The sequence below is a fragment of the Streptomyces sp. NPDC001493 genome (assembly GCF_053597235.1).
In genome coordinates this window covers 15018-29595 of sequence record NZ_JBSFHV010000032.1, presented here as the reverse complement: position 1 = coordinate 29595, position 14578 = coordinate 15018, and the positions used below count along the sequence as shown (strand labels likewise).

The 14578-nt window shown below is 70.3% G+C and carries 10 protein-coding genes; 2 read left to right on the top strand and 8 right to left on the bottom strand.

The window, feature by feature from the left end:
* Positions 1 to 13 precede the first annotated feature (13 nt).
* Together ACWCWD_RS32305 and ACWCWD_RS32300 are read right to left on the bottom strand one after the other, a co-directional pair.
* Positions 14 to 1144, bottom strand: a complete 1131-nt coding sequence (locus tag ACWCWD_RS32305; protein ID WP_450778399.1) for a type III polyketide synthase — start codon at positions 1142 to 1144, stop codon at positions 14 to 16.
* 34 nt (positions 1145 to 1178) lie between these two features.
* A complete protein-coding gene (locus ACWCWD_RS32300; protein WP_450778397.1) occupies positions 1179 to 2384 on the bottom strand; it encodes a cytochrome P450 in 1206 nt (401 codons plus the stop codon).
* A 289-nt stretch (positions 2385 to 2673) separates the two neighbouring features.
* Here ACWCWD_RS32300 and ACWCWD_RS32295 point away from each other — a divergent pair, with 289 nt between their 5' ends.
* On the top strand, positions 2674 to 3891 hold the full coding sequence (locus tag ACWCWD_RS32295; protein ID WP_450778395.1) for a Dyp-type peroxidase: 1218 nt from the start codon (positions 2674 to 2676) through the stop codon (positions 3889 to 3891).
* Between the two features lie 282 nt (positions 3892 to 4173).
* Positions 4174 to 7191: a carbohydrate binding domain-containing protein gene (locus ACWCWD_RS32290; RefSeq protein WP_450778393.1), complete on the top strand. Its 3018-nt coding sequence runs from the start codon at positions 4174 to 4176 to the stop codon at positions 7189 to 7191.
* An 84-nt stretch (positions 7192 to 7275) separates the two neighbouring features.
* On the opposite strand, the gene ACWCWD_RS32285 is transcribed toward ACWCWD_RS32290, so the two are convergent.
* The 6 genes from ACWCWD_RS32285 to ACWCWD_RS32260 form a co-directional block, all read right to left on the bottom strand.
* Positions 7276 to 8355, bottom strand: coding sequence for an aldose epimerase family protein (locus ACWCWD_RS32285; RefSeq protein ID WP_450778391.1), 1080 nt, complete (start codon positions 8353 to 8355; stop codon positions 7276 to 7278).
* A 189-nt stretch (positions 8356 to 8544) separates the two neighbouring features.
* Positions 8545 to 9573, bottom strand: a complete 1029-nt coding sequence (locus ACWCWD_RS32280) for a LacI family DNA-binding transcriptional regulator (RefSeq protein WP_390960620.1) — start codon at positions 9571 to 9573, stop codon at positions 8545 to 8547.
* Between the two features lie 41 nt (positions 9574 to 9614).
* Entirely contained in the window at positions 9615 to 10685 is a 1071-nt protein-coding gene (locus ACWCWD_RS32275; protein ID WP_450778389.1) for an ABC transporter permease, read from the bottom strand.
* Positions 10682 to 11656, bottom strand: coding sequence for an ABC transporter permease (locus ACWCWD_RS32270; RefSeq protein ID WP_450778387.1), 975 nt, complete (start codon positions 11654 to 11656; stop codon positions 10682 to 10684). Before ACWCWD_RS32270 ends, ACWCWD_RS32275 begins: the two co-directional genes overlap by 4 nt.
* Positions 11653 to 13302 carry a sugar ABC transporter ATP-binding protein gene (locus ACWCWD_RS32265; RefSeq protein ID WP_450778385.1) on the bottom strand — a complete coding sequence of 550 codons (1650 nt, stop codon included), beginning with the start codon at positions 13300 to 13302 and terminating at the stop codon, positions 11653 to 11655. The genes ACWCWD_RS32270 and ACWCWD_RS32265 overlap by 4 nt, the downstream gene beginning before the upstream one ends.
* Positions 13303 to 13463: 161 nt before the next feature.
* Positions 13464 to 14555 carry an ABC transporter substrate-binding protein gene (locus ACWCWD_RS32260; protein ID WP_450778383.1) on the bottom strand — a complete coding sequence of 364 codons (1092 nt, stop codon included), beginning with the start codon at positions 14553 to 14555 and terminating at the stop codon, positions 13464 to 13466.
* Between the last annotated feature and the right edge of the window lie 23 nt (positions 14556 to 14578).

Below are 14578 nucleotides of genomic sequence, written 5' to 3'. Positions count from 1 at the left end.
CGGTGCTCCCCGCTCAGCCGAGCAGCGCACCGCCCGGTGCGGGCAGCACTCCGCCCGACGCGAGGAGTTCGTCCACCCGGCCGAGTTCGTGGTCGGGCCGGCGCACCCAGCTTCCGAGCGCGCACTCCGCCGTGATGCCGGGGCCGAATCCGGCGATGAGGCCCTGCGCGTCGTCGTCCGCGCCGCCGTCCTCGAAGAGCCGGGCCAGCGCGTCGAAGACCACCGAACTCGCGATGTTCCCCCGCTCGGTGAGGGTGGCCCTGCTGTAGCGGAACATCCCCGGCGGCAGCCGCAGGAAGTGGCAGAGGTCGTCGAGGATGCGCGGACCGCCCGCGTGCACGATGAAGAAGTCCATGGCCTGCACCGACCATCCGTGCAGATCGACCAGGTTCTGGAGCACCGGGGCGAGCATCTCCATGGTGCCGGGGACCCGCCGGTCGAGCAGGAAGTGGAATCCGGTGTCGCGGACCGCGTAGGAGATCCAGTCCTCGGTGTCGGGCACCAGGTGCGAGCCGTTGCGTTCGAGTCGCATCCCGGTGCCGCCCTCGCCCCGGACGACGACTGCCGAGACGGCGTCGCCGAACAGGCCGTTGGAGAGCAGGGATCCGACGCCGATGTCGGTGGGCTGGTAGCAGAGCGAGCAGAACTCGCAGGACACGATGAGGACGTTGGACTGCGGGTAGGCCCGGCAGAAGTCGTGGGCCCGGTTGATGGCCGCCCCGCCCGCGGCGCAGCCGAGCTGGGCGATCGGCAGCTGCCTGGTCTCCGGCCGGAAGCCCATGGTGTTGATCAGCCAGGCGGTCAGCGACGGCATCATGAAGCCCGTGCAGGAGACATAGACGATGAGGTCGATCTCGGCCGCCTCGACCTCGGCGTACTCCAGTGCCCGGCCCACGACTTCGGGGACCCTCTTCTTGGCCTCGGCCTCGTACACCCTGTTGCGCACCTCGAAGCCGGGGTGGCGCAGCGTCTCCTCGATCGGCTGGACGAGGTGGCGGGTCTGCACGCCGGTGTTCCGGATGAGCCTCAGGACCAACTCGCGCTGGGGGTGGCCGTCGTGGGTCTCGCGGGCGAGGTCCAGGGTCTGCTGCATCGTGATGACGTGTTCGGGCACCGCGATGGCCGGGCGGCACAGGGTCGCCATGGGTTCTCCTCGTGTCTGGGAGCGGGGGCTCACGTCACCATGTGACGGGCAGGGCGAGCGGGTAGCGCCAGATCGACGTGGTGTTCCAGCGGATGTCCTCCGCCGGCGCGTCGAGACGCAGGTGCGGGAACCGGCGGAGCAGCGACGAGAACGCGGTCTCCAGTTCCATCGTGGCGAGCGGGGCCCCCAGGCAGTGGTGGGCTCCCCAGCCGAAGGTCATGTGGGGGATGGACGGCCGGTCGGGGTCCAGGTCGTCGGGGCGCTCGAACTTCTCGGCGTCGCGGTTGGCGGTCAGGTAGGAGACGTGCACCACGTCGCCGGCGGGGATCCTGACGCCGCCGAGTTCCACGTCCACCAGGGCGACGCGCGGGATGCCGACGCCCTTGCGGAACGGGATGTGGCGCAGGAGTTCCTCCAGGGTGCGGGGCAGGCGCTCCGGGGAGTCGCGCAGGGTCCGGGTGAGTTCGGGGCGGATGAGCAGCGAGTAGGCGATGTTGCCGAGCTGGTAGGTGGTGGTGTCCTGTCCGGTGATGAGCAGGACCATGGCCATGACGGTCAGCTCGTCGTCGCCGAGGAGTTCGTCGCCGTCCCGCGCGGTGGCGAGGGTGCTGATGAGGTCCTCGCCGGGCGACCGGCGGCGGCGGGCGGTGAGTTCGCCGAAGTAGGCGCGGAGTTCCGCCTTGGCGCGGACGGCGTCCTCCTTGCCGGCGGCCCCGACGTTCATCATGGTGAGGGCGTGGGCGCGGAGCCAGGGCCGGTCCGGCTCGGGGATGCCGAGCACTTCGCAGATGGTCACGAGCGGCAGGGGTGCGGCGACCGCCGCCATGAAGTCGGCGGCGGTTCCGCCGTCTTCCATCGCGTCGAGCAGTCCGTCGACGATGCGCTGGGTGCCCACGCGCATGGCGTCGATGCGGCGGGCGGTGAAGCTCTTGGCCACCAGACTGCGGAGCCTGCTGCTGGCGGGCGGGTCCATGAGGTTGATGGCCTCGTCCTGGACGATGGGTTCGGGGGTCATCCGCGGAAAGTCCCGTCCCGTCACGGCGCTGCGGCTGAAGCGCCGGTCGGTGGTGACCGTCCGGACGTCCTCGTACCGGGTGACCAGCCAGGCGTCCCCTTCTCCGTACGGCATCCGGATGCGGGATACCGGTGCGGTGGTCAGCAACTCCTTCAGCTGGGGGTCGAACTCGAGCTGCTGCGCGAAGTCGAAGGGGCAGCTGCGTACGGTTTCCGTGTTCTCCACCGAGGTTCTCCCAGGGACCGGTCCGGCTGATGGGTGGTCAGGTCCGCCCCCGACCGGGACCGGACCCCGGCTATATTCCCGTTACCCTCCGGAACATGTTCACCACGCTGAGTAGTCAGCCGATCAGGGGGTGTGCGCGCGGCGCACGGGACCGAAGGGCGCACGGCCGGTGACCCGCACGAATGAATTTGCGCCCGCGTGCGCGCCTCGCTGGTAGGGCTCACTGGGCCGCGTCCGAAACAGGGCGCGGCCGGAGCCAGCACATCGAGCACGTGGAAGAGGCGCGACCATGACAGACATCGACGACCGTTCGACCGCCGGCCCGAACCCCCTCCCCGGACGCCGGGGGTTCGTACTGACGGGGGTCGGGCTCGCCGGGGCGGTGGCGGGTGCGCCGGACGCCTTCGCGGCACCGGTCCGGCGGCCGGAGGCGGCGGGCGAGGTGGCGCGGAAGGCCGCGGTGCCGTTCCACGGACCGCACCAGGCGGGCATCGTGACGCCGCAGCAGGCGTTCGTGGCGTTCGTCACCTTCGACGTGCTCGCGACGGACCGGGGCGGACTGGCCGACGTCTTCGACGTGTTGACGAAGCGGGCGAGGGCCCTCACCGCGGCTTCCGCGCAGGGTGGTCCCGACGACCGCCTGACCATCACGGTCGGCGTCGGGGCGTCCCTCTTCGACGGGCGCTTCGGCCTGCGGTCGCGCCGGCCCGCGGGGTTGCGGACCATGCCCGCGTTCCCCGGGGACGCCCTCGACCCGGACGCCTGCCACGGGGACCTGTCGGTCCAGGTCTGCGCGGAGCACCCCGACGCCGTCCTGGGGGTGATGCGTGATCTGCAGCTGGCGCTGCGGGGGTCGGCCGCCCCGAGGTGGCGGAGCGACGGGTTCCTCAACCCGCCCCGGCCGAGCGGCGCGCCGCGCAGCATCGTCGGATTCAAGGACGGCATCTCCCACCCGGACACGACGTCCGAGCGGGAGATGGACCGGGTGCTGTGGCTGGGTTCGCGCAGCGGGGCGCCCGCCTGGGCCTGGGGCGGCTGCTACCAGGTACTGCGGACGACCCGGCTGCGGGTCGAGGCGTGGGACCGGCTGCCGGTGTCGGAGCAGGAGCGCGCCTTCGGCCGGAACAAGGCGACGGGCGCTCCGCTGACCGGCACCAAGGAGACGGACCTTCCCGACTACCGGTCGGACCCGGACGGCCGGAAGATCTCCTTCGACTCGCACATCCGCCGGGCGAACCCGAGGACGCCCGAGACGGCCGACTCGCTGCCGCTGCGCCGCAGTTACAACTTCGACCGCGGCCTGGCTCCCGATGGTGCGCTCGACGTGGGGTTGAACTTCTGCTGCTACCAGCAGGACATCGGGCGGCAGTTCGAGGCGGTGCAGCGGCGTCTGGACGGCGAGCCCCTGGCGGACTTCACCGTCACGCGGGGCGGCGGCTACTTCCTCGTGCTGCCCGGCGTGAAGGACGCGAAGGACAGGCTCGGGGCGAGCCTGCTGGCCGGCTGAGGTCTCCTCGGGGGAGATCCGGAGGGCCCGGGGAGCGCGCCGGCGTCTCCCCGGGCCCTTCCTTGTCAGAACCCTTTACGCGCCTGACATGCACCGGTAATTTCCTGGGCGCAAGAGATTGCAGAAAGATTCCGACAGCTCTTGCCGTCGGAATCCTTCCGCTCGCCCGAACCCCGAGGCGCGTCCGGGTTCTCCGGCGGGATCTCGGCCGATGCCCGTACCGGGCACCGGCGTTGTCGGCAGCCGCGGCCTCCCCCGCCACGGCCTCCCCCTGGAGACATGATGAAACGCTCCCCCCTACGGCTGCTGAGACGCCCCGTGGCGGCAGCCGCGACGGCGACCGCGCTGCTGGGCCTGCTCACCGCGATACCCGCGCCGGAACAGGTGTCCGCGACGCCGGTCGCCGCCACCGAGAACTCGGCGACCGTCTTCTACTGGACGAAGACGAAGAACTGGTCGGCCTACAACCTCCATTGGGCGCCGGACGGGGGTTCGTGGACCACCGTGCCCGGGACCGCGATGACCGCCGCCTGTACCGACTGGGTGAAGCTGACCGTCCCGCTCGGCAGCGCGACGGGCCTGGCCGCCACCTTCAACAACGGCAGCGGCGTCTGGGACAACAACTCGGGCAACAACTACGCGCTGGGCACCGGGAACATCACCGTCAAGGACGGCGTGGTGGCCCACAGCGACCCGTGCGCGGACAGCGGTACGACTCCGAGCCCCTCCCCCACCGGGACGAACAGCGCGGAGGTCTACTACTCCACCGCGACGGTGGGCTGGACCACCACCAATCTCCACTACCAGCCGGTGGGCGGCGCGTGGACCACCGTCCCCGGGGTGGGCATGGAGGCGGCCTGCACCGGCTGGGTGAAGCGGACCGTCGACCTCGGGACGGCCACCGGGCTCAACGCCACGTTCAACAACGGCAACGGCGTCTGGGACAACAACAACGGGGCCAACTACGCCCTGAAGACCGGGCGCACCACGGTGAAGGACCATCAGGTCACCCCAAACGCCGCCGACCCGTGCGCCGCCGCGGTCCCGGACACCACCGCCCCGACGGTCCCGACGAAGGCGGCCGCCGCAGCGGACGGGGTATCGGTCGTCGTCACCTGGGAACCCTCCACGGACGACACAGGGGTGACGAAGTATCAGGTCACCCGTACCGGCGGGACGAAGGGCACCCTGGTGGCGGACACCGGCTCCACGGTGTTCTCCGACACCGGGCTGGAGGAACGGACCGCGTACAGCTACACCGTCAAGGCGGTGGACGCGGCGGGCAACGTCTCGGCGGCCTCGGCGGCGGCGACCGCCGCCACCGGCGACAAGCCGCCGACCGCGGCCTCGGGGCAGCCGCTCGGCACCGACCCCCGCAAGGACCCGATCTACTTCGTCCTGACCGCCCGCTTCAACGACGGTGACAGCACGAACAACCGGGGTGGCAGCCAGGACGTGAAGTCCGGCAACGCGGCCAACAACGACCCCATGTTCCGGGGCGACTTCAAGGGCCTGGTCAAGAAGCTCGACTACATCAAGGGGCTGGGCTTCTCGGCCATCTGGATCACGCCCGTGGTGCTCAACCGCTCGGACTACGACTACCACGGCTACCACGGCTACGACTTCTACAAGGTCGACCCGCGCCTGGAGTCCGCCGGAGCCTCGTACCAGGACCTCATCAACGCGGCGCACGCCAAGGGGATGAAGATCTACCAGGACGTCGTCTACAACCACTCCTCGCGGTGGGGCGCCAAGGGGTTGTTCACCCCGACGGTCTACGGCGTGCGGGACTCCCAGTGGAGCTGGTACTACGACGAGAAGAACGAGGGCTTCGAGTACGACGGGCTGACCGTCGAGACGAAGTCCGGCAAGTCCTACTACAACGGCGACCTGTGGTCGACCGCCGAGCCGTCGGGCAACACCTGCCTCAACTGGGGCAAGCCCACCGGGAGTACGTCCGCCGAGGGCTACAAGGTCTACAACTGCCAGTGGCCGAACGCCACGTCCGGGATGTTCCCGACGGTGTACTACCACAACTGCTGGATCGGCAACTGGGAGGGCGAGGACTCGCGCAGCTGCTGGCTCCACGAGGACCTCGCGGACTTCAACACCGAGAGCGCCCCGGTGCAGAACTACCTGATCGGCGCCTACGACAAGTACATCGACATGGGCGTCGACGGCTTCCGGATCGACACCGCCGTGCACATCCCGCGTACCACCTGGAACCGCCGTTTCCTGCCGGCGATCCAGGAGCGTGTCACCTCGCGGTTCGGCGCCGAGGCCGCGAAGAACTTCTTCGTCTTCGGCGAGGTCGGCGCCTTCGTCAACGACAAGTGGAACCGCGGCTCGGTCAACCACTCCGCGCAGTTCTACACCTGGAAGGAGCGCAAGGAGTACAGCGCGGACGACGCCGCCGCCTCCCTGGAGATGTACACCTACGAGGAGCAGCTGGGCACCGGGCAGCAGCCGGTCTCCGACAACGCCTTCCTGAAGGGGAACGCCTACCACACGCCGGACCACAGCCAGTTCTCCGGGATGAACGTCATCGACATGCGGATGCACATGAACTTCGGTGACGCCAACAACGCCTACAGCAACGGCAAGGACTCCGACGACAGTTACAACGACGCCACCTACAACGTCGTCTACGTCGACAGCCACGACTACGGGCCCAACAAGAGCAGTGAGCGGTACGCGGGCGGCACGGACGCGTGGGCGGAAAACATGGCCCTGATGTGGACCTTCCGCGGCATCCCGACGCTGTACTACGGCTCCGAGGTCGAGTTCCAGGCGGGCAAGAAGATCGACTGCGGGCCCACCTGCCCGCTGGCGACCACCGGGCGGGCGTACTTCGGCGACCGCATCGCCGGTGACGTGACGGCCTCGGACTTCAGCAAGGTCTCCTCGGCGAATGGCACGGTCGCGGACACCCTCGCGCAGCCGCTGGTCAAGCACGTGCAGCGGCTCAACCAGATCCGGCGGGCCGTTCCGGCGCTCCAGATGGGCCAGTACTCCACGGAGGGCATCAGCGGTTCGATGGCGTACAAGCGCCGGTACACCGACGCGGCGAGCGGGGTCGACTCCTTCGCCCTGGTGACCGTCACCGGGGGCGCTTCGTACACCGGGATCCCGAACGGCACCTACAAGGACGCCGTGACCGGGGACGTCCGGACGGTGTCCGACGGCACGCTCACGGTGGCCGCGCCGGGCAAGGGAAACCTCCGGGTGTACGTGCTCGACCTGGGCGGCAAGAACGCCGCTCCCGGGCAGGTCGGCACCGCCGGTCCGTACCTGAAGTAGTGCGCCGGTGAACGCCGGTGCGGGCCCGTCCGCGGGGCCCGCACCGGCGCTCGCGCGTGTGCGGGGCGTGGAGCGGCCGGGTGGTTACCGGTCGGTGTTCAGGTGCGGGAAGCGCCATTCCGTGCGGGTGCGGAGCGTCTGGCCGGGGCGCAGGACCGTGGTGGGGTAGCCGGCGCGGTTGGGCGAGTCGGGCAGGTGCTGGGTCTCCAGGCAGACCGCGCCGTGGCGGTCGTGCACGCGGCCCTCGCCGTCGGTGAAGGTGCCGTCCAGCAGGTTGCCCGTGTAGACCTGGATACCGGGTTCCGTGGTCCACACCTCCATCACACGGGAGGCGTCGGGCGCGGTGAGCCGGGCGGCGCGGCGCAGTCCGCCGGTGCCGGGGGCCTCGTCGCGCAGGACCCAGCAGTGGTCGAATCCGCCGGCCGAGGCGAGCTGGTCGTGCGGGAGGGCGAGGCGCTCGCGCAGCACCTGGGGGGAGGTGAGGTCGAACGGGGTGCCGCGCACCTCGGCCGGGTCTCCCTCGGGAATGCCCTCGGGGTCCACGGGGAGGTAGTGGTCGGCGTCGACCTCCAGGGTGTGCCCGAGGATGTCGTCGTCGCCCAGGTTGAAGTAGGCGTGCTGGGTGAGATTGACGACGGTCGCCCGGTCGGTGGTGGCGGTGCAGTCGAGCGAGAAGGTGCCCGAGGCGTCGACGGCGTAGGTGGCACGGACGTCGAGGGCGCCGGGGAAGCCCATGTCGCCGTCGGGGCTGTACAGGCGCAGGTCGACGAAGGCGGCGTCGCCGTCCTCCCTGCCGGAGGCCTCCCACATTCTGGTGTTGAAGCCTTCGGGTCCGCCGTGCAGCGCGTGGCCGCGGTCGTTGACGGGGATCTCGTGGGTGGTGCCGTCGAGTGCGAAGCTGCCGTGCGCGATGCGGTTGGCGTAACGGCCCACGAGCGCCCCGAAGTAGGGGTGGTCCTTCGCGTATTCATCTATCGTCGAAAGAGATCTGACGATCTGTCGACTCTCGCCGTGGGTGTCCGGCACGGTGAGACGGTGCAGGACGCCCCCGTAGGTGAGGACTTCGGCCCGCACTCCGGTGCCGGAATCCAGCGTCCAGAGGTCTGCTTCGGCGTTACCGGGAGCGGAGCCGAAGGGGGTGCGGTGCGCGGTGGGGCGGGGCATCGGCGTTCCTTGGTGGAAGCGGCCGGCCGGTGCGGGTGGGCGCAGCGGTCGGCCGGAGGGACGGCGGCCGACGGCCGTCGTGGACGGGTGGGTGGCCGCGCGGCCCGGCGCGAGCCGGCAGGGCGGCCCGCGCCGCCGGGGCTCGGTGCCCCGGCGCGCGCCGGTGGAGCGCCCCGGTCGGGCGGCCGTTCAGGCAGCCGGGCCGGGCGGCCGGGGGACCGTCGACTCGCGGACGACGAGCCGGTAGCCGGGGCGTGGGCGCCGCGGTTCGGTCACCGGTTCGCCCGCGAGCCGCTCGACGAGGCTGTCGACGGCGAGGCGGGCGATGGCCTCCTTGTCGGGGGCGATGGTGGTGAGGGTGGTGGTGCCGTAACTGCTTTCCTCGATGTCGTCGAAGCCGACGAAGGCGATGTCGTCCGGGACGGACAGCCCGCGTGCGGTGACGGTGCGCATGGCCCCGATCGCGATCAGGTCGTTGTAGGCGAAGACCGCGTCGGGCCGTTCGCCCCGGTCGAGCAGGGATGCCATCGCGATGGCGCCGTCCTCACGCCCGAATCCGTCCGTGACCACGACCAGCGCTTCGTCCGGTTCGATGCCGGCGGCCGTCAGCTCCTCGCGCCAGCCGCGCAACCGGAGGTGCGCGGGCTGGCGTTCACGGCCGGTACGGGACCCGAGGAAGGCGATCCTGCTGCGCCCGTGGTCGAGGAGGTGGCGTACCGCGGTACGGGCGGCGGCGACGTTGTCGATCGCGATGTGGTCGTAGGGCGCTTCGTACTCCCGCTCCCCCAGCAGGACCAGGGGTGCGGTCTCCTCGCGGGCCATCAGGTCCTCGGTCTCCAGATGGATCGGGCTCATGATGAGCCCGTCGATCACATGCGACCTGAACCCCTGGCTGACCAGCAGTTCCTTCTCGCGGAGTCCTGCCGTGTGGTCGACCAGCACGGTGTAGTCGTGCCGGGCGGCGGCGTCGACGACGGCTCCGGCCAGTTCGGCGAAGTACGGGTTGCCGAACTCGGGGACCGCCAGCGCGATGATGCCCGTACGGCCCTTGCGCAGGTGGCGGGCGGTGAGGTTCGGCCGGTAGCCGAGCTCGTCGATCGCCTGCTGCACTTTGGCCCGCATCTTCGGGGTGACGTGCTGGTAGTTGTTGACCACGTTGGACACGGTCTTGATCGACACGCCCGCCCGCTGCGCGACATCCTTGAGGCTGACGCCCACGGCACTCCTTCACTCGGTTCGGCTATGAGAAACGGCTCCGCTCACGTGGTTCTGCGGTTGCGCGACAGATAGCGCTGCGCCACCACGACAACGATAAGGAAGCCGCCGCTGACCACCGACTGGTAGGAGGAGTTGAGGGTACCGATCTGGTTGATCAGGTTCTGGATGACGGCGAGCAGCAGCACGCCCCAGAGGGTTCCGCTGATCGATCCGGCGCCGCCGACCAGCAGCGTTCCGCCGATGACGACGGCGGAGATCGCGTCGAGCTCCATGCCCACGCCGACGATGGTGACGCCGGAGGTGAGCCGTGCCGCGCTCAGCGCGCCGGCGAGGCCGGCGAGCAGACCGCTCAGCGTGTAGACGATGATCTTCGTCCGGGCGACGGGGAGACCCATCAGGGTCGCGGCGTCGCTGCTGCCGCCCACGGCGAAGATCGACTGTCCGAACGAGGTGCGCTGGAGAACGAGTCCGCCGATCCCGAAGAGCGCGAGGGCGATCAGGAGCGGGTACCCGAAGCCCCAGACCGCGCCCTGTCCCAGCTCGGCGAAGGCCGAGTCCTTCGGTACGAGGTAGGTGGTGCCGCCCTCGTCGGTGAGGGAGAGCAGCAGACCGCGGGCGCCGAGCAGGGTGGCGAGGGTGACGATGAAGGGGGCCATCCCGGCACGGGCGATGAGGAACCCGTTGAGCAGGCCGATCGCGGAGCAGACCACGAGCGGTACGAGCAGCGCGGGCAGGAATCCGTACTGCGAGGCCCAGGCGGCGAGGACGCCGCCGAGGGCGAAGACGGAGCCGACCGAGAGGTCGATGCCGCCGGTGATGATGACCATGGTCATGCCGAGGGCGATCACGGCGGGGAAGGACGCCTGCACGGTGACACCGCGGACGTTGTCCAGGCTGTGGAACGCCGGGTACTTGATGGAGGCGCCGACGATCACCAGGATCAGCACGGCGAGGACGCCCTGGCGCTGGAGGAGGTCGAGGACGCGCTGTCCCGTGGTGGGGCCGGTGGAGCCGGCACCCTTCTGGAGACGGGGCTCGGGCGCCTTGGCCGGAGCGGGGGTCGCGTGCGGGGCCGTGGTCCGGGCCACCGGGGCGGAGGAGGTTTCGTTCATCGGGACCGGCGCTCCCGGGCGACGTAGACGGCGGCGATGATGATGGCTGCCTGGGCGATCTGGGCGGTGGAGTCGGGCAGGTCGTGCTTGACGAGGGTGGCGCGCAGGAGCTGCATCAGCAGGGCTCCGGCGACGGTGCCGAGCACGCGGACGGAACCGCCGGTGAGCGGGGTTCCGCCGACCACGACGGCGGTGATGGCGGAGAGCTCCATCAGGGTGCCGAGCGAGGACGGGTCGCTGGCGGTGAGCCGGGCCGTGGCCAGCACGCCGGCCAGGGCGGCCAGCACGCCGCAGAGCACGTAGACGCCGATGAGGACGCGCTTGACGGGCAGTCCTGCGAGTCCGGCGGCGGCGCGGTTGCCGCCGATGGCGACGACCTGGCGGCCGAAGGTGGTGCGCCCGATCAGGAAGGCCACGGCGACGGCGAGGACGCCGGCGATGAGCACGACCAGCGGAATGCCGAGGAAGGAGTCGGTGCCGAGCGCGAGCAGATCGGGGTTTTCGATCTGCTTGAGCTGGCCGTCCGCCATCACCAGGGCGAGGCCGCGGCCGCCCACGAAGAGCGCGAGGGTGGCGACGATGGGCTGGAGCCCTACCAGGGAGACGAGCGATCCGTTGACCGCACCGACGACCGCTCCGGCAAGCAGGGCGATGCCGAGCGCCGGTACCAGGCCGTACCCGAGGTAGAGAGGCAGGAGCGCCGCGGCCAGTGCCATGGTGGAGCCGACGGAGAGGTCGACGCCCTCGGTGCCGATGACCAGGGCCATGCCCAGGGCGACGATCACGATCGGGGCGACCTGGACGAGCTGCGTGCGCAGGTTGTCGGTCGTCAGGAAGTGGTCGGTGAAGCACGCGTTGAAGAGCAGCAGCACGGCGACGGCCGCGTAGACGCCGTACTCCTGCCACCACGCGGGGGTGCGCAGCCGGGCCAGCGGGTTCGCTGCGGGCGGGGCCAGGGTGGCCTGGGTCATCGGGGTTCCTCCTGTGCGACCGGGGTCTTCTCCGGCGTGGCCGGCGCGTTCGTGGGCGACGCGTCCGGGGCGTGGTCGGCGAGCACTTCGAGCAGCCGGCTCTCGGCCACCTCGTCGCCGGCGAGCTCGCCCGCCACGGCTCCGCCGCGCAGGACGACGATGCGGTCGGCGCCCTCGATGAGCTCCTCGATGTCGGAGGAGATGAGCAGAACCGCCAGGCCCTCGCCCGCGAGTTCGTCGATGAGGCTCTGGACCTCGGCCTTGGCGCCGACGTCGATGCCGCGGGTGGGCTCGTCGAGGAGCAGGACCTTGGGCTCCAGGCAGAGCCAGCGGGCGATCAGCACCTTCTGCTGGTTGCCGCCGGAGAGTTCGCCGACCTTCTGCTCGGGGCTGGAGCACTTGATGCGCAGGCGCTTCATGAAGATCTCGACGACGCGATCCTGCTTGGCGCGGGAGACGACTCCGGCCCGGGAGAGGCGGGGCATCGCGGCGAGCACGATGTTCTCGCGCACCGACAGGCCGGGGATGATGCCCTCCGCCTTGCGGTCCTCGGGGAGGAGGCTGATCCCGGCCCTGATGGCGGCGGCCGGGGTCAGCCGACCGAGGCTCTTGCCGTCGACGGTGATGTTCCCCGCGTCGACGGGCAGCGCGCCGGAGAGGGCCTTCGCCGTCTCGCTGCGGCCGGAGCCGAGGAGGCCGCCGAGTCCGAGGACCTCGCCGCCGTACAACTCCAGGGATATGTCGTCGAGATGGTGGCGGCTGGAGACGCCGGACGCGGTGAGGACCGGCGTACGGGTGGTGTCGTGGCCGCCCTCGGTGAAGTTGGTGAGGCCCGACCGCTTGACCTCGGCCATGTCACGGCCGAGCATCATCGACACGAGCTGCATCCGGTTGAGGTCGGCGAGGTCGCCGGTGTGGATGTGGCGGCCGTCGCGCAGCACGGTGACCCGGTCGCAGATCCGGTAGAGCTCGTCCATGCGGTGGCTGACGTAGAGGACGGCGATGCCGCGCTCACGGAGGTTGGCGATGACCCGGAAGAGCGTCTCGACCTCGCGGGGCTCCAGCGAGGAGGTGGGCTCGTCCATGATGACGACCTGGGCGTTGACCGAGACGGCACGCGCGAGCGCGACCATCTGCTGGGTGCCGATGCCGAGGGTGTTCAGCGGACGCTTGGGGTCGACGCGGACGCCGAAGCCGTCGAGCAGCTCGGTCGTCTCGCGGTGCATCCGGCCGAAGTCGATCATCCCGACGCGGTTCTTGGGCTCGCGTCCGAGGAAGATGTTCCGCGCCACGCTCATCAGCGGGACGAGGTTCACCTCCTGGTAGATGGTGGAGATGCCTGCCTGCTGGGCCTCGAAGGGCCGGGCGAAGCGGACCGCTCCGCCGTTCATCCGGAGTTCGCCGCCGTCGGGCCGGTAGACCCCTGTGAGCACCTTGATGAGGGTGGACTTGCCGGCACCGTTCTCACCGACCAGGGCGTGGGTCTCGCCGGCCCGCAGGGAGAACGACACGTCGTCCAGGGCGACGACGCCGGGGAACCGCTTGCTGACGCCGCGGGCTTCGAGGACCGAGCCGGCTTCCTGGGCGGGGCCCTGGCCGGTCGCGACGGGCTCGGGCGGCTGGGTTACTGCTTCGGGTGGTGCCATGAATCCTGGCCTTCCAAGTTCCAAGGTGCCGAAAGGGCGGGCACGGGGGTGGAGGGTCCCCCGTACCGGTTGGCGACGGAGGGAACTCCCGGCCGCCGTGGCACGGTTCGCGCCACGGCGGTCGCGGGAGAGCCTCAGGTGGTGTCCGGCTGGACGACGGATCAGTACGCGCCGCCGACCGACGCCTTGGCGTTGGTCTCGTCGTACGCACGGTCCGAGATGATGACGTTCTCGGGGATCTCCTCGCCGCCGTAGAACTTCTGGGCGGTCTGGAACGCCAGCGGGCCGAAGCGCGGGTTGGACTCGATCACGGCGTTGTAGTCACCGTTGACGACGGCCTGGACGGCGTTGCGGGTGCCGTCGACCGACACGATCTTGACGTCCTTGCCCGGCTTCTTGCCGGCGGCCTTGAGCGCGGTGACGGCGCCGAGGCCCATCTCGTCGTTCTCGGCGTAGACGGCGGTGATCTCGGGCTTCGACTGGATCAGCTGCTCCATGACCTGCTGGCCCTTGTCACGGGCGAACTCGCCGGTCTGCTGGGCCACGATCTCCAGTCCCGGGGCCTTCGCCGCGAGCTCGTCCACGAAGCCCTTGGTGCGGTCGGTGGTGACGCCGTTGCCGGAGGTGCCGAGGAGGATGGCGACCTTGCCCTTGCCACCGGTCGTCTTGATCATCGCGTCGGCGGCGCGCTTGCCCTGCTCCACGAAGTCCGAGCCGAGGAAGGCCACGTAATCCTTGCAGGCGCCGGCGTTGAGCTTGCGGTCGATGGTGAGGACCGGGACCTTCTTCGCTGCGGCGGCCTTCAGCGCGGGCTCCAGGCCGTCCGAGTTGAGCGGGGCGACGATGAGGAACTGCGCACCCTGGGACAGCATGTCCTGGATGTCGCTGATCTGCTTCGACAGCTGCGACTGGGCGTTGGTGGTGAGCAGCTTCTTCACGCCGACCTTGGCCGCCTCGTCCTTGATGGACTGGGTCTCGGCGATACGGAACGGGTTGGCCTCCTTCTCCGACTGGGAGAAGCCGACGATCGCGTTCTTGAGGTCGAGCTTGGGCGCCCCGTAGGTCTGGAGGGAGCAGCCGGAGCCGGAGGTGCTGTCGGGAGCCGTGGTGGCTGCCTGGGCGGCCTGCCCCGTGTCGGAGGAGGAGGCGGTGTCGTTGGTCTCCGACTTCGAGCAGCCGGCCGCGGTGAGCATTGCGGTGGCGGCGAGCACGCAGGCCGCGGCGAGGGTACGGGATCGGCGCTGGATCATCATGCGCGGGACGCTCCTTGGGCGGG